Origin of the sequence: Streptomyces sp. UG1, assembly GCF_049974585.1 — a bacterium.
Taxonomy (GTDB): Bacteria; Actinomycetota; Actinomycetes; order Streptomycetales; family Streptomycetaceae; genus Streptomyces.
Genome location: NZ_JBNGGG010000082.1, coordinates 1 through 18054, shown reverse-complemented (window position 1 = coordinate 18054; position 18054 = coordinate 1). Strand labels below are relative to the sequence as shown.

Annotated in this window: 18 protein-coding genes and 2 pseudogenes; 10 read left to right on the top strand and 10 right to left on the bottom strand. The window is 70.2% G+C overall.

Translation table 11 applies throughout. The annotated features are described in order from the left end of the window. Positions 1-195: 195 nt before the first annotated feature. Both ACP4J3_RS48875 and metG read right to left on the bottom strand, forming a co-directional pair. Positions 196-990 carry an SAM-dependent methyltransferase gene (locus ACP4J3_RS48875; protein ID WP_426544429.1) on the bottom strand — a complete coding sequence of 265 codons (795 nt, stop codon included), beginning with the start codon at positions 988-990 and terminating at the stop codon, positions 196-198. Positions 991-1445: 455 nt separating this feature from the next. Then, a complete protein-coding gene (metG, locus tag ACP4J3_RS48870; RefSeq protein ID WP_426544427.1) occupies positions 1446-2984 on the bottom strand; it encodes a methionine--tRNA ligase in 1539 nt (512 codons plus the stop codon). Positions 2985-3440: 456 nt separating this feature from the next. Between metG and ACP4J3_RS48865 the strand changes: the two genes are divergently transcribed. From ACP4J3_RS48865 to ACP4J3_RS48840, 6 genes and pseudogenes are all read left to right on the top strand, one after another. Beyond that, entirely contained in the window at positions 3441-4475 is a 1035-nt protein-coding gene (locus tag ACP4J3_RS48865) for a LacI family DNA-binding transcriptional regulator (protein WP_426544425.1), read from the top strand. Between the two features lie 185 nt (positions 4476-4660). Next, positions 4661-5923 (top strand): extracellular solute-binding protein, encoded by a 1263-nt coding sequence (locus tag ACP4J3_RS48860; protein WP_426544423.1) that lies wholly within the window; start codon positions 4661-4663, stop codon positions 5921-5923. An 87-nt stretch (positions 5924-6010) separates the two neighbouring features. Next, positions 6011-6934 (top strand): carbohydrate ABC transporter permease, encoded by a 924-nt coding sequence (locus ACP4J3_RS48855; protein WP_426544421.1) that lies wholly within the window; start codon positions 6011-6013, stop codon positions 6932-6934. A gap of 1 nt (position 6935) precedes the next feature. Next, a complete protein-coding gene (locus ACP4J3_RS48850) occupies positions 6936-7808 on the top strand; it encodes a carbohydrate ABC transporter permease (protein WP_426544419.1) in 873 nt (290 codons plus the stop codon). Between the two features lie 80 nt (positions 7809-7888). Further along, positions 7889-9352, top strand: a complete 1464-nt coding sequence (locus tag ACP4J3_RS48845; RefSeq protein WP_426544417.1) for a glycoside hydrolase family 32 protein — start codon at positions 7889-7891, stop codon at positions 9350-9352. Positions 9353-9519: 167 nt separating this feature from the next. Then, positions 9520-9720: pseudogene (locus ACP4J3_RS48840) on the top strand (hypothetical protein). A 44-nt stretch (positions 9721-9764) separates the two neighbouring features. Here ACP4J3_RS48840 and merB read toward each other — a convergent pair. From merB to merA, 3 genes are all read right to left on the bottom strand, one after another. Continuing rightward, positions 9765-10406, bottom strand: coding sequence for an organomercurial lyase MerB (merB, locus tag ACP4J3_RS48835; RefSeq protein ID WP_426544415.1), 642 nt, complete (start codon positions 10404-10406; stop codon positions 9765-9767). A gap of 69 nt (positions 10407-10475) precedes the next feature. After that, positions 10476-10910, bottom strand: a complete 435-nt coding sequence (locus ACP4J3_RS48830) for a MerR family transcriptional regulator (protein ID WP_426544413.1) — start codon at positions 10908-10910, stop codon at positions 10476-10478. 29 nt (positions 10911-10939) lie between these two features. Continuing rightward, a complete protein-coding gene (merA, locus tag ACP4J3_RS48825; protein WP_426544411.1) occupies positions 10940-12373 on the bottom strand; it encodes a mercury(II) reductase in 1434 nt (477 codons plus the stop codon). Positions 12374-12494: 121 nt separating this feature from the next. Between merA and ACP4J3_RS48820 the strand changes: the two genes are divergently transcribed. From ACP4J3_RS48820 to ACP4J3_RS48810, 3 genes are all read left to right on the top strand, one after another. Continuing rightward, positions 12495-12872 carry an ArsR/SmtB family transcription factor gene (locus tag ACP4J3_RS48820; protein WP_426544409.1) on the top strand — a complete coding sequence of 126 codons (378 nt, stop codon included), beginning with the start codon at positions 12495-12497 and terminating at the stop codon, positions 12870-12872. Positions 12873-13227: 355 nt separating this feature from the next. Next, positions 13228-13605, top strand: a complete 378-nt coding sequence (locus tag ACP4J3_RS48815) for a hypothetical protein (protein WP_426544407.1) — start codon at positions 13228-13230, stop codon at positions 13603-13605. Positions 13606-13637: 32 nt separating this feature from the next. Next, on the top strand, positions 13638-14804 hold the full coding sequence (locus ACP4J3_RS48810) for a GTP-binding protein (RefSeq protein WP_426544431.1): 1167 nt from the start codon (positions 13638-13640) through the stop codon (positions 14802-14804). Between the two features lie 9 nt (positions 14805-14813). Here the strand turns inward: ACP4J3_RS48810 and ACP4J3_RS48805 are convergent, their stop codons facing one another. The 5 genes and pseudogenes from ACP4J3_RS48805 to ACP4J3_RS48785 form a co-directional block, all read right to left on the bottom strand. After that, positions 14814-15641, bottom strand: a complete 828-nt coding sequence (locus tag ACP4J3_RS48805) for a class I SAM-dependent methyltransferase (protein ID WP_426544405.1) — start codon at positions 15639-15641, stop codon at positions 14814-14816. A gap of 96 nt (positions 15642-15737) precedes the next feature. Further along, positions 15738-16052, bottom strand: coding sequence for an ArsR/SmtB family transcription factor (locus ACP4J3_RS48800; protein ID WP_426544403.1), 315 nt, complete (start codon positions 16050-16052; stop codon positions 15738-15740). Between the two features lie 73 nt (positions 16053-16125). After that, positions 16126-16428: a hypothetical protein gene (locus ACP4J3_RS48795; protein WP_426544401.1), complete on the bottom strand. Its 303-nt coding sequence runs from the start codon at positions 16426-16428 to the stop codon at positions 16126-16128. 161 nt (positions 16429-16589) lie between these two features. Continuing rightward, a pseudogene (locus ACP4J3_RS48790) lies at positions 16590-16960 on the bottom strand (ArsR/SmtB family transcription factor). Further along, a complete protein-coding gene (locus tag ACP4J3_RS48785) occupies positions 16947-17354 on the bottom strand; it encodes a (2Fe-2S) ferredoxin domain-containing protein (RefSeq protein WP_426544399.1) in 408 nt (135 codons plus the stop codon). The pseudogene ACP4J3_RS48790 and the gene ACP4J3_RS48785 overlap by 14 nt, the downstream one beginning before the upstream one ends. Before the next feature lie 326 nt (positions 17355-17680). Here ACP4J3_RS48785 and ACP4J3_RS48780 point away from each other — a divergent pair. Continuing rightward, the coding region (locus ACP4J3_RS48780) for a hypothetical protein (protein WP_426544397.1) at positions 17681-18054 on the top strand (374 nt) is incomplete at its 3' end.

Sequence of the window (18054 nt, the reverse complement as noted above, 5' to 3'; positions counted from 1 at the left end):
CCGTTCGTCAGATCCCCACGTCCCACGGGACGTGATCATCAACGAACAAGATCCACTTTCGCAACAGGCCCTAGGCCAGGATCGGCCGCGTAGACCTTGTCCCACGCTGCCCAGCGTGCTGCCCGGACTTGGGCACATGCGGTTTCAGCCGTGCCCATTCCTCGTCCGTCACAAGATCCGACAGACAGGCCGTGGCTAGGGTTTGCGTGCCACGCCGCCGAAGGTGTCGACCTCGGCAGGCGCTTGCGCATCCGTGTCCGCGGGGCGCCAGCGGGATACCGAGACGAGACCGGGTTCCAGCAGGTCCAGGCCGTCGAAGAAGCGGGCGAGTTGTTCCGGGCTGCGGTTGAGGCGGGGGTTGTCGCTCGCCTTGTTCCACTGTTCGATCATCGCGCGCTGCTGCTCGGGGTGGACGACCTCGGTGCTGTCGCAGAACACGAGGTAGCTGCCGGACGGCAGGGCGTCGACGAGGCGGCTCACGATGGCGTAGACGGAGTCGTCGGTGACATGGGCGGCGATGCCCAGCAGGATCAGCGCCACGGGTTGGGTGAGGTCGAGTGTCGTGGCGGCCTGTTCCAGGATCGCCTCGGGGTTCTTCAGGTCGGCGTCGATGTAGGCGGTGGCGCCCTCCGGAGTGCTGGTGAGGAGTGCCTCGGCGTGGGCCAGCACGATCGGGTCGTGATCGACGTAGACGATCCGGGTCTCGGGGACCAGGCGCTGGGCGACCTCGTGGGTGTTGTTCGCGGTGGGCAGGCCGGTGCCCACGTCCAGGAACTGGCGGAGGCCGGCCTCGGTGACGAGGTACTCCACGGTACGGACCAGGAACGCCCGCTGCTCCCGGGCGATGTCGCGGATGGCCGGGTTGGCCTCGGCGATCTGGTCGCCGACCTGCCGGTCGATCTCGTAGCAGTCCTTGCCGCCGAGCCAGTGGTTCCAGATGCGTGCGGAGTGGGGCACGCCGCTGTTGATGATCGGTCGTTCAACTGGCATGAGATCTCCCGGACTTGACTGGATGGCACACAATCTAGCCGCAGGGCGGGCCGGATGCCGGGGCAGGGCCGGATCTTCAGCGGTGATCCGCCCAAGGGTCTCCGATCAGGGCCGTAGGCAGGGGGTGCCGACCGCGCCGCATGACTCGCAGGACCGCAGTGGGGCGCGCGCCCTGTTCGTCGAGCTGCGCAACCGCTGGTCCGGATGCATCTGCCACTCCCGACCGTCGACGAGCTCGCCGAGAAGCTGCCGTGGAGTTGGTGGCTGAGTCCACGTATCCCTGGGCCCGCCCGAGTGGAGACAGACCGGTACATCGCGGGTGCCGAGCCTGCCTGGGCGGGCGAGAGAGGCTTGTGGCCGCGCAGGGGGGAGGTCCTGTCCTGACCTCGTGCCCCCCGCGCCAACTTCCGTCGGATGAGCAGCAGTTCGACCACACCCCGTGCCGCCGATCCGCGTCAGGGATGTTCCGGTTGCCGCGTGCTGTCTTGGAGGCGGGGGAAGATCGGGTGTGCGGGCGGCAGGCTCCCGTCGACGGACGTTACCTGCTGCGCGATCCGTGCGGCGGCGTCGGGGATGAAGAGCTGAACCTCGTCGGCGAGGACGCGGCATGCCGTGACCAGGGCGGCGAGGACGGCGTCGAGGCGTTCGGCCGCGCCTGCGTTGCCCTGCCGTTCCGCTCGGGCCAGTTCCCAGGGGCGGGTGGTGTCGATGCAGCGGTTGGCCTCCTCGACGATGCTCCACACGGCGCCCGTGGCGTGGCGGAAGTCGAAGTCGGCCAGTGCGGCATCGATCCGGCCAGGTGCCTTCCGGCACACGTCCAGCAACGTCGCCACAGCGAACTGATCGGCGCCCAGCAAGGGCACTGCCCCGCCGCGGTATCGGTGAACCATCGTCACGATGCGGTGGACAAGGTTGCCCAGCCCTCCGGCGAGGTCCGCGTCGGCGCGGGCGATCAGTCGTTCGCGGGTGAAGTCGGCGTCACCGACACGGGGGACCTCGCGCAGCAGCCACCAGCGCACCGCGTCCGTGCCGTAGGCGTCGGCCAGAGCGACGGGGTCGACGGTGGTCCCACCGGACTTGCTGATCTTGCGGCCGTCGACGGTGAGGTAGTCGTGGACGAGGATGTCGGTGGGCAGCGGCAGTCCGGCCGACAGCAGCATGGCCGGCCAGTACACGGCGTGGAAGCGCACCACGCCTTTGCCGACCAGGTGGATGCGGCGCTCGCTGCTCACCCACCACTGCTCATAGGCGGCGTCGCCGGTGCCGTAGCCGAGGCTGGTGACGTAGTTGCCCAGCGCGTCCCACCACACGTAGACGACCTGGGAGGGGTCGTCGGGCACGGGAATGCCCCAGCCCCGGGCGCGGGTGTGCGACCGGGAGACGGAGAAGTCGTGCAGTCCGCCCTCGATCAGGGCGAGTACCTCGTTGCGCCGGGCGGCGGGCTCGATACGCAGGGTGCCGCCGGCGATCAGGTCGTGGAGCCGGTCGGCGTGGCGGGACAGCCGGAAGAACCAGTTCTCCTCCGTGACGAGCTCGGGTTCGGTGCCGTGCTCGGGGCACCGTCCGGCGACCAGTTCGTCCTCGGTGCAGAACTGCTCGCAGCCGACGCAGTACAGGCCCTTGTACTCCTTGCGGTAGAGGTCGCCCGCGGCGGCGCACCGCCGCCACAGGCGCTCCACGCCGATGCGGTGGCGCGGGTCGCTGCTGGTGCGGATGAAGTCGTCGAGCGACAGCGTCAGCGGGCCGCGCAGGGCGGCGAACGCCTCAGCGTTACGGTCTACCAGCGCACGCACCTCGACGCCCTCGACCTCGGCAGCCAGGACGTTCTTCAGGGAGTTGTCGTCGGTCCCGCTCAGCAACCGCACGTGGTCCCCGCGCCATCGGCGGTGGCGGGCCAGTGTGTCCGCCTGGACGAGTTCCAGGGCGAAGCCCAGGTGCGGGTGTGCGTTGACGTACGGAATGGTCGTGGTGATGTAGTGCCGTCGTGCGGTCATGGGTCCTCCTGCCGGGCGGCGAGGCCGGTCCGCACAATGCGTCGAGGCCCCGTCCCGGGGCCTCGGATTCGGTACGCGTCCGTGCTCAGCAGCCCCGTGAGCGGGGCATCATCCGGTGCTGAGGCGAAGGCGTGATCATGGCGCCGATGGTAGCAACAGCGCCGCACGCCGAGCATGCGCTTTTCCTGCGGCGCCGAGAGTTGGTGCGGCCGGCGGTCGCTCCCACCCAGCGGACCGGCTCCTGTGCGGTGCGCGGCAGGTCTGGCGCCTTGCCAAATCGGTTTAAGCGGGTGGCTCGGCATCGTTCGCGCCTGGCCGTTATCCGAAGGCCTCACAAAACGGCACATAATGCCCGCGTATCCCATTTGAAGTGTCCGGGGTGTTGACATCGGAGGATGCGCGCATCAGTCTCGTCGCACCTTGCTAATCCGATTTAACAACGGAGCTGAGCAGCTGATGTCTGAGCGTCGTGTGACCATGGCCGACGTCGCCCGCAAGGCGGGCGTCTCGCCGACGACCGCGTCGTTCGCCCTGTCCGGTCGCACCGACATGCGCATCTCGGACGCCTCCCGCCAGAAGGTGCTGGAGGCCGCGAAGGAGCTGGGCTACCGCCCGAACGTCACCGCGCGCAGCCTGCGGACGAAGTCGACACAGACCATCGGGTTCGTGTCGGACCGGATCACTACGACACCGTTCGCGGGCGAGGTGATCCGCGGCGCGATGGAGGCCGCGCGGGAGCGGGACAACCTGCTGTTCATCACGGAGGCGGGCGGCGATCGCGACGCCGAGTCGTCACTGGTCCACGCGCTGCTGGACCGCCAGGTCGACGCGGTGATCTACGCGTCCATGTTCACCCGGTACGTGACGCCGCCCAAGGAGCTGTTCGGGCGCCGGGTGGTCCTGCTGAACTGCCTGGCCCCCGGATTCGACGCGCCGTCGGTGGTGCCGGACGAACTGGAGGCCGGCCGGGACGCGGCACGGGCCCTGCTCGCGGCCGGACATACCGAGGGCATCTGGGCGATCGGCGGTCACCAGGCCGTCCCGGCCACACCGGAGGGGATCATCGCCGGCAACGAGCGCATGCGCGGCCTGGAGGAGGTCCTGCGGGAGGGCGGCGCACGCCTGGACGGCGTCATCGAGTGCGACTGGGACACGCCGGACGGCTACCGGGAGGTTGCCGCGCTGCTCGCGGCGGGCCACCGCCCACGGGCGCTGGTGTGCCTGGCCGATCGGGTGTCCTTCGGCGCCTATCAGGCGCTGGGGGAGGCGGGTCTGTCGGTGCCCGGCGACGTGTCGGTGGTCTCCTTCGACGACCAGGACATCGCATCCGTCCTGCGCCCGGCGCTCACCACGCTGAAACTGCCGCACTACCGGCTCGGCCGCCTGGCCGTGGAGCTGATCCTCCACAAGGGGCCGCTCGAAGCCGTCGTACACCGTGTGCCCATGCCGCTGCAGGAGCGTGCCTCCATCGGCACGCCTGCTGAGGGCTGATACCGGCGCCCGAAAGACGGTGGTCCCGCCGCCCGGAGCGAGACCCGGGCGGCGGGACCACCACCAAGAACCGCGACCGTCGCAACCGGTCGCGCAGGCGGGTCCGGCAAGACCCGTCTCAGTGAGATGGAGGAACCCTCGTGGTGTTCAGAACCAGGCGCCTCGCTGGTGCGAGTGTAGCCGCCTTGGCGGCGACCGCGCTGGTCGCCGGATGCGCGACCGGAAGCGGCGGCGGCAGCACGTCCGGAGCCGACGGCGACACGCTCATCCTGTGGACGCACAACGCCGGCAACTCGGCCGAACTCGACGTCGTCAAAAAGATCATCGAGGACTTCAACAGCTCTCAGAGCAAGTACAAGGTCAAGCTGCAGGCGTTTCCGCAGAGCGACTACAACAACTCCGTCGTGGCCGCTGCCTCCGCCCGCAAGCTGCCCTGCCTGCTCGACGTGGACGGCCCCAACGTGCCGAACTGGGCCTGGGGTGGCTACCTGGCCCCCCTTGACGTCTCCGGCAGCGAGGTCCCCCTGGACGACCAACTGCCGAGCACCGTCGGCCGCTACCGGGACAAGCTCTACGCGTTCGGCTTCTACGACGTCTCCCTCACCTTCTTCGCCCGCAAGTCCGTGCTGAACGAGTACGACATCCGCATCCCGACCACCGACAAGCCTTGGACGAAGGGCGAGTTCGATGCCGCGCTGGCCAAGCTGAAGAAGAGCGGGAAGTTCGAGTACCCGCTGGAGATGGGCACGGGGGGTCTCGGTGAGTGGTACCCCTACGCGTACTCACCGCAGTTGCAGAGCTTCGGCGGCGACCTGATCGACCGTGACGGCTACAAGACCGCCTCGGGCACCCTGGACGGCGCGAAGTCCGTGGGGTGGGGGACCTGGTTCGGCTCGCTGGTGAAGAAGGGCTATCTGTCGAAGAAGTCCGGGGCCGACCCCAACAAGGACTTCCTGGCCGGCAAGAGCGCCATCCACTGGGACGGCAGCTGGAACGCCGCCAAGAATGCCGAGAAGCTCGGCGACGACCTCGCGATCATCCCGCCGGTCGACTTCGGCAACGGGCCCAGGATCGGCGGCGCTTCCTGGCAGTGGGCCATGAGCTCCACCTGCTCCAACAAGGCCGGCGCCGAGGCATGGCTGAAGTTCTCCCGCCAGACCAAGTACTTCGTCGACTACGCCAAGGCCACCAGCACCATCCCGGCCACCGACGCCGCCGCGCAGCAGGTCGCCGACTACCAGCCGGGCGGGAAGTTCAACGTGTTCGTCCAGTTCGCGCGCGAGTTCGCGGAAGTGCGCCCGGTCACCCCGGCCTACCCCTACATCTCCACCGAGTTCCAGAAGGCGGCCCAGGACATCCTGGCCGGGGCCGACCCCAAGGACGCTCTGGGCCGGGCCGCGAAGGACATCGACAACGACCTGAAGTCGAACGACTACTACGCCGGCTGACCCGCTCCGGTCCGGTTCGGGCCCCGACCGCGCCTACCCCGCGCGCCCGAACCGGACCGGCACCCCCCTGGAGCTACCGTGACCACCATGACCGCAGCCCTCGCGCGGCTGCGTCCGGTGCGGCGGACCCGAACGACCAACGCCCGCCGCCGTGAGGGCCTCACCGCCCTTGGCATGGCCACCCCGGCCGTGGTGCTGCTGATCGTCTTCGTCGTCGTACCGCTCGCCCTGACCTTTGCCCTGGCCTTCACCGACGCGCGGCTCGTGTCTCCCACCCTGGCCCGCTTCGTGGGCATGCAGAACTTCACCCGGCTCTTCGAGGACCCGGTCTTCTTCAAGTCCCTGCGCAACACGGTGTACTTCACCGCCGTCGTCCCGTTGCAGGCAGGGCTCGCACTGGTGCTGGCGCTGCTGGTGAACGCGAAGGTGCGCGGCGTCAACTTCTTCCGCACCGTCTACTTCCTGCCGGTCGTCACCTCGATGGTCGTGGTGTCCCTGCTGTGGACCTTCCTCTACCAGAAGGACGGCCTGGTCAACCACATCATCTCGGCGCTCACCCCCGGCCATGTCGAGGGCCGCGACTGGCTGGGCGACCCGGCCACCGCCATGCCCGCCATCATCCTGATGTCGGTGTGGCAGGGTGTCGGCTTCCATATGATCATCTGGCTGGCCGGTCTGCAGACCATCCCCACCGAGCTGTACGAGGCCGCCGACCTCGACGGCGCCACCCGCTGGCACCGCTTCCGCCATGTCACCTGGCCCGGACTGCGCGCCACCCGCACGTTCGTGCTGGTCACCATCACCATCGCGGCGTTCGGCCTGTTCACCCAGATCAACGTGATGACCGAGGGCGGCCCCCTCGACTCCACCACCACCGTCGTCTACCAGGCGGTGCGCACCGGCTACGAGCAGCAGCAGACCGCGTACGCGGCGGCCATCTCGCTCGTCTTCTTCGTGCTCGTACTGAGCGTGTCCCTCGTCCAGCGTTTCCTGACCCGGGAGAAGGACTGACATGACCTCCCTCCTGAAGCACCTCGGCGGGCACGCCGGCCGTGTCGTCCTGGCCCTGGTCTTCTCGCTCCCACTCGTGTTCATGCTGGTCTCGTCGTTCAAGCCGGAGGACCAGATCTTCGGCGACCTGGGCTCCCTGCGCGCCTTCCTCCCGGTCGGCGCCCTGTCACTCGACAACTACACGAGCGTGTTCGAGCGGGTCCCGGCTGCACGGTTCCTGCTGAACTCCGTGCTGATCTCGTTGATCACCGTGGTGCTCGGCATCATCGTCAACAGCATTGCGGCCTTCGCCCTCTCCCGGATGCGCATGCCCGGCCGCAAGGCGGTCCTGACCGCCGTCATCGCCACCCTCATCGTGCCGTTCGAGACCTTCGCCCTGCCGCTGGTGTGGTGGATCAACCAACTGCCGCTGCTCCGCGTCAACGGCTTCCACCTGGAGTGGACCACCGGCTGGATGGACACCTACCAGGTCCAGATCCTGCCGTTCGTCGCCAATGCCTTCTCGGTCTTCTTCTTCCACCAGTACTTCCAGAGCATCCCCAAGGAGCTGGACGAGGCGGCGGTCATGGACGGCGCGGGCTGGTTCACCGTCTACCGCCGCATCGTCATGCCGCTGTCCGGCCCGGCGGTCGCCACCGTCGCCATCCTCACCTTCCTGCCCGCCTGGAACTCCTACCTCTGGCCGCTCATGGTCGTACAGAGCGAGGAGCTGCGGCCGGTGATGGTGGGCATCTCCTACTTCTTCCAACTCAACGTCGGCTGGGGCCAGATCATGGCGTACTCCTCCATGATCACCGTGCCGATCCTCGCCCTGTTCGTGGCATTCCAGCGGTCGTTCGTCAACAGCATCGCCTCCACCGGCGTCAAGGGCTGACCCCACGCACGCGCACCGCCCGCCAGCCCCTTCTTCTCGTCTGACCCCGTGTGCTTCGCGCACCCCGAGAAAGGCCCCGTGTGTCCACGTCGCCTGCCCACCCCCACCTGCCCGCCGTACACCTGAGACCGCCTCGCAACTGGATCAACGACCCCAACGGGCTGGTCTTCCACGACGGCCACTACCACGTGTTCTTCCAGTACAACCCGTACGGCCCGCAGCACGCGAACGTGCACTGGGGCCACTTCCGCAGCTCCGACCTGATCAACTGGGAGCCCCTCCCGGTGGCTCTCGCCCCCACGCCGGACGGATACGACGCCAACGGCTGCTTTTCGGGCAACGCGGTCTCCGTGGACGGCCGCATCGTGGCCTTCTACTCGGCCCACCGCGATGACCGTTGGTGGCAGCCGGTCACCACAGCCGAGTCTCACGACGACGGGCACACCTGGGCCAAGCGCCCGGACCTGCTCATCCCGGAGCCGCCCGCCGACACCACCATGTACCGGGACCCCTACGTCTGGCAGCAGGACGGCCGCTGGCGGATGCTGGTCGGTTCGGCCCTCGCCGACGGCCGCGCCGCAGCACAGTTGTACGAGTCCGCCGACCTGGAGCACTGGGAGTACCGCGGTCCCTTCCATACCAGCAACCCCGCCGCCGGACGTGACCCGGTCGGCTGGGAGTGCCCCCAGTACGCGACCTTCGGCGACCGAGGCATCCTGATCGTCAGCGACTGGACCCCGCGAGGCGGCCCCAGCCACACGACCGTCCACACCGGGCACGAGCAGGACGGCCGCTTCACTGCGGCCGCACCGCCGGCGCCGCTGGACCACGGCCCGGACCTCTACGCTCCCGCCCTGCTGAAGGCCCCCGGGGAAGACCGCTGGCTGCTGTGGGGCTGGGCCTGGGAGGCCCGCGACGACGCCTGGGCGCACGAAGCGGGCTGGGCAGGCGTCCTTACCCTCCCCCGCGAGGTGACCCTCACCGCCGATGGCACGGTCGTCCAACGCCCCGCCCGCGAGCTGCTTGCCCTGCGCGGCGAGCGCGTACTGCACCGCACCGGACACGTCACACGGTCCGAGGCGGTCGAACTCGGTCCGGTCAGCCGCACCTTCGACCTCACCGCCGTCCTGACATCCGACCCCACAGGTACGAGCGGCCTGCGCCTGGTCACCTCTGCGGACGGCACCGAGTGCCTCGACATCAGCCTCGACGCCGCGGGTGGCCACCTCACCGTCGACCGCGGCCATGCATCACTGGACGCACGAGCACGAGCAGGCACGTACACCGTCCCGTGCCCCGCCGCGATGACCCCCGGCACCCCTGTCGAGCTGCGCGTGATCGTGGACCGTTCGATCGCCGAGGTCTATCTCGCCGACGGCCAGGTCCTCACCCTCAGGTTCTATCCGGTCGCTGACGGGCCGTGGCGGCTGCAAGCCCGCACGACAGGCACCGGCCGCAGTGACTTCACCGTCGAGGCATGGAACCTGAACCCGGGCGGAATCCATCGGGAATCGCTGCTCGCGAGCCAAGGCCAGGAGGCGTGATGCCCCTGTCGTAGGCGTTCGAAGCCGGACCTGCCCGGCGGGGCCATCGCCCTGCCACTCCCCGACGCCCCGCCTGCCGTGGCCTGACGCGTCCCCCGCTGTTCAGTGCGCGAGAGGCGCCCGCGGTGTGGCGGACTGCCGAGGTGCTGTGGGGGACGATGAGACGCATGGACGAGGAAGCCATCCCGATCCTGCACGTCGCGGATGCCGCGGCGGCGGTCCGCTGGTACGAGCGCCTGGGCTTCGTCCAGCAGTGGGAGCACCGGTGCCGAGTTCGGCGTGCCCGTCCACGACGTTCCCTGGGCCGCGAGATCGAACTGCGGGACGCCGACGGCAACCGGCTGCGGATCGGCACGCCGAACACCTGACCGCGTCCCGGCACCGCGCCGACGCCCGAGGGCCCGGCGCCAGGTCAGCAGCAGTCGGCCGCAGAGGTGCCGGCCAACACCCGCTCGATCAGCGGCCGTCCGGCCTCGTAGGCATCGGCGACGGGCAGGACGCGCGCGTCCGGGTGCTCGGCGAGCCACTCCTTCGCGGCCCGGGCGCTGATGAAGAAGTGGATCTGGTTGCAGAAGGAGGAGCGCACCGAGGCCGGGGCGCCGGGGGCGACCAGTGAGACGACCGCGGTGGCGGGCTCCACGTCGGCCGGGCCGTCCGGCGTCGCGGTCAGCCGCACCGGCTCCCCTGTCGCGCGGCACGGGGAGGTCACCTTCGCGCTCTCGCCGAGGATCGCGGGGAAGACCAGCGTGTCCAGCGCGCACCAGGTGTAGAAGGTGCGGCCGTGTGTCTCGTAGCGGTGTGGGGTGGGGTTGAGGGTGAGACCGAAGCCGATGATGCGGCCCTCGGCGTCGTACTCGGTGTCCGGCATGGCGGCCAGCGCGGTGCGGATCTCCTCCTCACTCCGCCCGGTGTGGGCGGCGAGGCGCGCGATGGCAACCGGCCCGCCGCCCACGAGCAGGGTCTGCACGGGGCGCAGCAGTGGGAAGTTGACGCCGGGTGCGCTGCCGACCGCGTCGAGGAAGCGGGTGGTGAACTGCCGGGTGTCGGTGTCCATGGCGGACTCCTTCCAGGTACCGGGTGGGTCCGATGCCTGGGACCGTAGGGTCTGCCCCCGGGGGGAGGGTCAAGTGCTCGCGGCGCATCGCGGGTCGTCCGCCCAGCAGCTGCCGCTTGCGTCCGCGAGCTGGGCTCGGTGTGCCTTCTCGAACGCGGCGATCCTGTCGAGCGTCTGCTCAGCCGCGGCGATACGGGCCCTCTGCCGCTCTCGCGCCGCCCGCAGCCGCTCGGCGAGTGCCGGGCCGAAGCGGTGCCCGGTGCGCTCCAGGTAGGCGGTGGTCAGCTCGCGGATCTCCGCCACGGTCAGCCCGAGACCGCGCAGTTCGCCGATCCAGTGCACGCACCACAGGGCGTCCGCGGTGAACAGCCGGTAGCCTGCCGGGCTGCGGCCAAGGGTGTAGACGAGCCCGAGATCGGTGTACTGGCGCAGGGTCTTGACCGGGACGCCGGTGCGGCGGGAGAGCTCTCCGACGGTCATCGGCCTCGTCTGCGGTCCGGTCATGGCGACACTCTCCTCCACTCTCTTGGCGCTCAGCTCGCGCAGCAGGACAGCTTGGCCACGTCCCGGGTGTAGGTCTGGGCGGCGAGCTTCAGCCCCTCGGCCATGGTCAGATACGGGCACCACAGGTCGGCCATCTGCTGCACCGTCATGGCGTTGGCGAGAGCGTAGACGGCGGCGGCGATCACATCGCCCGCACCCTCGGCGATGACATGGGCGCCGAGCAGCCGTCCGGTGCCGGCCTCGGCGACGAGCTTGATCAGCCCGCGGGTATCCCGGTTGACCAGGGCCCGCGGCACGTGTTCCAGCGGCAGTACCCGGCAGTCGCAGGCATACCCCTGGGCGACCGCCTGGGCGTCGGTGAGCCCGGCGGCGGCGATCGCCGGCGTGGTGAAGGTGACCCGGGGCAGGCGCTGGTAGTCCAGCGTGCGCCCGGCGCCGTCCAGGGCGTTGTCGGCGACCAGCGTGCCGTGGGCGGCGGCGACGTAGACGAACTGCGGATGCCCGGTGACATCCCCGGCGGCCCAGATCCGCTCGTTGCCGGTGCGCAGGTGCTCGTCCACGACGATCTCGCCGCGCTCGCCGGTCTTGACCCCGACCGCCTCCAGGTTCAGGCCGTCGGTGACCGGGCGGCGTCCGGTGGCCACCAGCAACTGCTCCGCCTTGAGCTCGAACATATCGCCGCCGCGGGCCGCGGTGAGGGTGTAGCCGTCAGGGCCGCGGCGCACGGCCGTGACGGTGGCGGCGGTGTGCACGCCGATCCCCTCGTCCCGGAAGACCTGCTCGATCGCCTCGCTGACCTCGGGCTCCTCGAAGGGGGCGAGCCGGTCCAGCGCCTCGATGACGGTCACCTCGGTGCCGAGGCGGGCGAAGAGCTGGCCCTGCTCCAGCCCGATGTAGTTGCCGCCGACCACGATCATCGACTCCGGCAGGGCTTCCAGCTCCATCGCGGTGGTGGAGGTCAGGTACCCGGCCTGCTCCAGCCCGTCGATGGGCGGCGCCCACGGGGCCGAGCCGGTGGCGATCAGGTAGTGCGCGGCCTCGATCGTGGTCGTGCCGCCGCCGGCGAGGGCCACGTGCAGGGCCGGGCCGTCGGCGGTGCCGGTGAAGGACGCGGTGCCGCGCAGGATCTCCCAGCCGTACTCGGATGCCAGGCCCGTGTACTTGTCGGCGCGCATGTCGTCCACCAAGGCGGTCTTGCCACCGATCAGGGCGGGGAAGTCCACCGAACCGGCCGAGGTCGCAATGCCCGGGAACGGCTGGGCGAGAGCGACGTGCCGGGCCTCGGCCGCGGCCAGCAGTGCCTTGGACGGCACACAGCCGGTGTTCACGCACGTGCCGCCGGTGGTGCCGCGCTCGACCATCACCACGGAAGACCCCTTCGCGCGGGCGGCGATCGCCGCGGCGAACGCCGCCCCGCCCGAGCCGATGACCGCCAGCTCGTACCCGCTGTTCGCACTGCTCACGGCCGCGCCTCCTTAAGCACCGGGCTCGCAGGCCGGACACGCTTCTATACGCCTTGCCGAATATCAAACTGCCACCATACTATGCGGATAGGCGAATAGCTGCATGTGGAAGGGCTTGCCCGTGACCGCGAATCCCATCCAGTCCCCCGGCCTGACGCAGGCCGGGGTCGAGTCGTGCTCGCACACCGACGCCGTGGCGAAGTTCTTCCGCGCCCTTGCCGACTCCACCCGGCTGAAGCTGCTGGAGTTCATCCTCGGCGGCGAGCGCACCTCCGCCGAGTGTGTCGAGCACGCCGGCATCTCCCAACCGCGCGTGTCCGTCCACCTGTCCTGCCTCGTGGACTGCGGCTACGTCACCGCCCGCCGGGACGGCAAGAAACTGCGCTACTCCGTCGGCGACCCGCGCGTCGCGGACCTGGTCGTACTGGCCCGGTCCCTGGCCGCGGACAACGCCACCGCCCTGACCTGCTGCACCCGCATCCCCGACAGTCAGGGCTGACCAGCAAGGAGCACCACCGCCACGCCCGCCACCGACCGGCCCCCGCGCCGTGATTCCGCACCCTCGGGCGCCGGCATGGCCGCCACCGGGATCGGCGCCGCCCTGCTGGTGATCATCAACAAAGGGCTCCGCCGACCACGGCAGCCCGCACGTTCCGGCTGACCAGGAAGGTCCTCGCCCCCGATGACTCCAGGAGGCCGGCCGCGAGCCTGGTGTCGCGCGCGTCGGAGCGGACGGCGAGCGCGGCGGTGAACCCGGGACACCGTACGTTCGCCGGCGGCCGCCCGACAGGACGCTCGGCATGCTATAAAAATGGAAACCATTTCCAATAGCTGGAGGGTGTGGAGGTGCGGACATGAGTGACGCGGCACGCGGTCGCGGGAGCGGTCCGTTCACCCTTGTCGTCTGCGCGTCGTGTGACACAGAGACCAGTGGGCTGCTGGACGGCCTGCGCAGTGCCGTCCGGGGCTGTCCCCACGGGGTGATGGTCTCCACCAGTTGCCTGGAGAAGGTTCTGCACTGCCGGTCCGACCGTGGACTCCACGCCGCCGTGCAGCCGTGTACGGCGGATCGCAGGCCGGCCGGGCCCGTCGTACGGCTCGGCCCGCTCGTCACCGCGGCCGACGCCGAAGCGGTCGGGGCCTGGCTGCGGGCCGGGATGCCTGACGACGGCACCCTGCCCCACCGGCTCCGCGCCGCGCCCGCGCCGCACCACGTCGCCCGCCTCAACTGAAAGGCGACGGTGTGCAGAAGGGTCTGTTGAGTGTGGTCGTCGGCAACACCCCCGACGTCCGGGGCAGCGCAGTCGAGGAGTTGTTGCGCCTTTCTCCGCGCGCCGTGCTGCTGGCCGTGTCGATCGAGAATCAGCGCACGGGGTACCCGGTCGTCCAACGCTTCCTGTCGAGCGTCGACGCGTCCGTGCGGGAGGCGTCCTGGGGTGCGACGGGCGATCCTGTGGTGATTCTCCGTCAGGACCTGATGTCTCTACGGCGTTCCTCGGGCCCTGTGCACGTGGTGCTCGCTCTGCCTGGGGACGTCGATGTCCTGCCGTTCCTGGTGGAGCTGTGGCGTGCTCGCGTGGCGAGCGGCTCGCTGGGGGACTACTACGAGTCGGCACCCGTAGTGGTCGGAGTCGAACCGTCGTCGTTCATGGTGGACGTCGGTTGCGTTCATCGGGCGGTACGCCTGTGGACCGGGCGCGAGCGTGGTGAGGCCCTGAGTCCGGCCGAGGCCGCCGTTCGGCAGGTGGAAGCGGCGGACGTGCTGCTCGTGCGGGCTCCCGTCGGCAGCGTCGGTGAACAGGCGTCGGCGGCGGCCGCGTTGGCCTCCCAACTCAACCCACGTGGCCGCCTCATAACACCTTCGGGCAGCGACGGGGGCTGGTCCGAGCTGCCGGCCTCGCTGGTCCGGGCCGCGCCTCCTGGTGCTGAGGACGAGTGGCAGGCGCGACTGGAGCCGGTGACGGTTCCGCGTAAGCGGTACAGCGCCGTCAGCGGAGTGGAGACGGTGCTGTGGCGCAGCCGCCGCCCCCTGCACTCGGGGCGGCTGGCGGACGCGCTCCCCGTCGTGATGCGCGGTGTTGTCCGAGGCCGAGGCCACCTGTGGCTGTGCAGTTGTCCGGACTCCGTGGTGACCTGGCGTTCGGCCGGGGCCCATGTGGAGTTGAGGGTGGCAGACCGCTGGCTGGAGCCGGCAGATTCGAGAGCCTGGGAGGCCGCTTCCCCGCAGCGGCGCACACTCGCTTCCTGGTATTGGGACGACTACTACGGTGAACGCCGTAACGAGATCAACTTGACCGGAACCGGTCTCGATGGGCCCGCGATCCGCTTCGCGCTGGACGCGGCCCTGCTCACCGACGCCGAGCTGTCCCTGGGACAGGAGGGCTGGACGGCGGTCCCGGACCCGCTCCTCGGCAGTGCCGGAACTCGGTGACTCTGCGCGTCAGGGCAGCCGGACGAGGTTCAGCCGGTAGTCCTCGACCCGGGGAAGTCGCTGGGCGGCGAGGCTGCTGAGCATGTCCTGGCAGGCGGTCGGAAGTGCGTCGAACATCGGGGTGGGGAGGTTGCTGAACGTGTGGGAGGCCAGTACTTCAACCCCCGGTCGCCACTCGGCGAGCTGTGCCGGATCGGCGCAGTTCCACTGCATCCGGGCGCTGACCTTGCTCAGCGCGTCGTGCTGGTCCTGGGTGTCGAAGTGGCCGGGGCCGGAGGTGTCGAGGGCCAGCAGGGAGTCGGGGAAGTGGTCGGCGAGCAGGCCGATCACGTCGCGCACCTCCGTCTCCTGGAGGTAGGGCAGGACGGCTTCGGCGGCGAAGAGGTAGGGACCGCCGGAGTGCGCGGCGACGGTGTCCGCCCACGCCTCGTCCGTCACTGGCGCGGCGATCATCGTGCGGCGTGGCGTATCGGTGAAGAAGGTGCGGCGCAGTTCGATCACGTCGGGCAGGTCGAGGTCGAACCAGCGGGCCCGGCCGTTGTCGGTGCGTTCGTAGCGGGTGTTGAGGCCGGTGCCGATCTCCACCACGGTTCCGGTGGGTTGCTCGGCGAGGAAGTCCGCCACCCAGCGGTCGAACAGGCTGGTGCGCAGGACCGTGCCGAGCAGGCTCGGCAGGCCGTCGAAGCGGGCGAAGTCGTAGTCGATCGCCGCGACGAGTTCCTCGGCGACCGGGTCGCGCAGGACGGCTTCCTTCTTGCTGTTCTCCACCGCTCGGCCGTACAGCGGGATCAGCAGGGTTTCCTGGATCGTGCCCAGGCGCACGTCGCGCTCGGTCATGACTGCCTCCACAGTCCTCCGCGTGTGCGACGACGCTATATGAAAATGAGAGCCATTAACAGGAGTCCGGTGCCGTCGTGCGGTGACGGCGCCGGACTACTCCTGTGCGTGCCGGATGGCGTCCAGCACGATGTGGGCGATGTGTTCGTCGGCGAGGTGGTACCGGATCTCGCGGGCCTGACGTCGGGTTGTCACGATGCGGGAGTTGCGCAGAACCCGCAGGTGCTGGGAGACCAGCGGCTGGCTCACTCCGAGGGCGGCGACCAGTTCGTGGACGTACTTTCCGCCCTGGGACAGTTCGCGCACGATGCCGAGGCGGACGGGGGAGGCCAGCGCCTTCAGCAGGTCACTGGCGGCCTCCAGGGCGCGCATCGGTTCGTCCGCCGGGGCTGTCGAGGGGGGAGGAGTCATCGCCACATGCATACATTAGCAAGTGACAATGATTTCCGGTCCGGGATCGGGTCGCCGCCGGACGCGGATGGGGTCAGTGGTCGTCCCAGTGACCGTCGTGCGCGGCGTGACGGTGGCCGTCGTGCACGTAGTCCACGTGGTCCTCGTGCGGCACCGCCACGTGACCGCAGCCCTCGCCGTGCTGGTGGTCGTGGCCCTCGTGGGTGGTGTGGCCGGCGCTCGCGCACTCGTCGACGTGGCCCTCGTGGGCCTTGTGGAGGTGGCCGTCGTGCGCGTAGTCGGTGTGGTCGCCGTGCGGGATGGCGACGTGGCCGCAGCCCTCGCCGTGGGTGTGCGTGTGGCCGTCGTGGGTGCGGTGTTCGGTGGCGGTGGTCATGTGGTGCTCCTCGTGGTGCTCTCCGGTCGCCTGCGGCTGGTGCTCAGCAGGCCGTGCGTGGCCACATTAACATATGGCAATTCACGCATGTGTGGGCTCGAAGTCAGCCTGCTGTGGTCGCAGTTGGCTCCCGCGCGTCGGGCGGACCGCCGGCCCGACCGTCAGCCGGGGTCCCGCACGCCGAGCCGCAGGTGTTCGATGTGGTGGACGGCCTGGTCGAGGAGTTGGGGTCGTCGTAGAGGCGGTAGACGATGCGGCGGCCGTCGCGCCGTCCGGTGACCAGGCCCAGGGTGCGCAGCAGCCGCAGTTGGTGGGAGACCGCGGACTGCTCCATCCCTGCAGCGGTGGCGAGTTCGGTGACCGAGTACGCGGACTGTCGCAGCGTGGTGAGGATCAGCAGGCGGGAGGGTGTGGCCAGTGCCTGGAGCGTGGCGGCGACCGAGACGGCGGTCGGCTCGTCGAGGCGGGCGGCCGCGATGACGTCGCGGCCGCCCATCGAGTCGCGGCCAGGCGCGGGTTCACCGGCGTGCATGGAGCCGGGCCTCGCGCGGTGGGCGGATGAACTGCAGTTCCAGCGCGGCCGGGGGCTTCGCCATTCCGGGGCCGCCGTCGGCGGCCCAGCGCAGGATGTCGTCGGTGCAGTCGTCGTCCATGGCGAAGCCGATCCAGGTCGCCCGGCCGCCGGCCCGGCGTCCGGCGGTGGAGGGCTGGACGGCGATGACGTTGGGCTGGTCGCAGGGGCCGAGGCAGTCCGTCGTGCGGACCTGGAAGCCGTGTTCGGCCGCGCCGGCGCGCAGCCGGTCGAGCTGCCGGGCGTGGTCGGTGCCGGGGTGCTTGCGCGGGTTGCCGCAGCAGCAGCCGCGGCAGACGACCAGCGTGCAGGGGCGTGCGCGCGCCGCACCGACGGTCACCGTACGGCGGTTCACAGTGTCGTCCCTCCTGAGGGCAGGCTGTAGGCCCGGACGCGGCCGTCGCGGTGGGCGGTGAACAGCAGGTGCGTCCTGCCCATGCCGGCGCGGCGACAGCGGAGTCCATGTCGTCCAGCGTGCGCACCGGGCGCAGCCGGTTGGCGGGCTGTCCGGCGGTGGCGTACCAGAGCGCGGCGGTGCCGTCGAGGCCGCCGCCGGCGAGGTGTCCGGCGGGGCCCTTGCGGGAGAAGTCCCAGACCGTCAGGTCGGGGGCGCCGTCGGCGGCGAGCCAGAGGCCGGTGTCGTCGAAGGCGAGGCGGAAGACCTTCTCCGAGTAGCCGGACATGGTCAGTTCGCTGCCGTCCCGGGTGCGGGGAGGCTCGGCACCGTGGATGGAGGCGTCCTGGTCGCCGCTGCGGATCCACTTCTCGGTCGGGGCCACGGCGAGCGCGAGGTGCGAGCCGATGGAGGGATGGGTGACGACTGGCTGGGCGGTGTGGCGCTCGTGCCCGCGCACCGCCCCGCACGCGGCGACGGCCAGCCGCCGTCCCCGCCGCAGCCAGGCCCGGTCGGTGACGGTGGACGCGGCGGGCTCCGTACGCCACAACTCCTCGCCGTCCGCGTCGAGTACGAGCGCCGTGCGTCCGGAGGCGACCGCCACCCGTTCGTCGTTGGCCCAGGCGGCGGCGGAGGACCAGGCGCCGGATTCGCGCACGAC

What these genes read in the sequence shown, in the direction of transcription:
- ACP4J3_RS48875 (WP_426544429.1), bottom strand. Translation starts at nt 990, where the DNA reads ATGCCAGTTGAACGACCGATCATCAACAGCGGCGTGCCCCACTCCGCA.
- metG (WP_426544427.1), bottom strand. Translation starts at nt 2,984, where the DNA reads ATGACCGCACGACGGCACTACATCACCACGACCATTCCGTACGTCAAC.
- ACP4J3_RS48865 (WP_426544425.1), top strand. Translation starts at nt 3,441, where the DNA reads ATGTCTGAGCGTCGTGTGACCATGGCCGACGTCGCCCGCAAGGCGGGC.
- ACP4J3_RS48855 (WP_426544421.1), top strand. Translation starts at nt 6,011, where the DNA reads ATGACCGCAGCCCTCGCGCGGCTGCGTCCGGTGCGGCGGACCCGAACG.
- ACP4J3_RS48850 (WP_426544419.1), top strand. Translation starts at nt 6,936, where the DNA reads ATGACCTCCCTCCTGAAGCACCTCGGCGGGCACGCCGGCCGTGTCGTC.
- merB (WP_426544415.1), bottom strand. Translation starts at nt 10,406, where the DNA reads ATGGACACCGACACCCGGCAGTTCACCACCCGCTTCCTCGACGCGGTC.
- ACP4J3_RS48830 (WP_426544413.1), bottom strand. Translation starts at nt 10,910, where the DNA reads ATGACCGGACCGCAGACGAGGCCGATGACCGTCGGAGAGCTCTCCCGC.
- ACP4J3_RS48815 (WP_426544407.1), top strand. Translation starts at nt 13,228, where the DNA reads ATGAGTGACGCGGCACGCGGTCGCGGGAGCGGTCCGTTCACCCTTGTC.
- ACP4J3_RS48805 (WP_426544405.1), bottom strand. Translation starts at nt 15,641, where the DNA reads ATGACCGAGCGCGACGTGCGCCTGGGCACGATCCAGGAAACCCTGCTG.
- ACP4J3_RS48800 (WP_426544403.1), bottom strand. Translation starts at nt 16,052, where the DNA reads ATGACTCCTCCCCCCTCGACAGCCCCGGCGGACGAACCGATGCGCGCC.
- ACP4J3_RS48795 (WP_426544401.1), bottom strand. Translation starts at nt 16,428, where the DNA reads ATGACCACCGCCACCGAACACCGCACCCACGACGGCCACACGCACACC.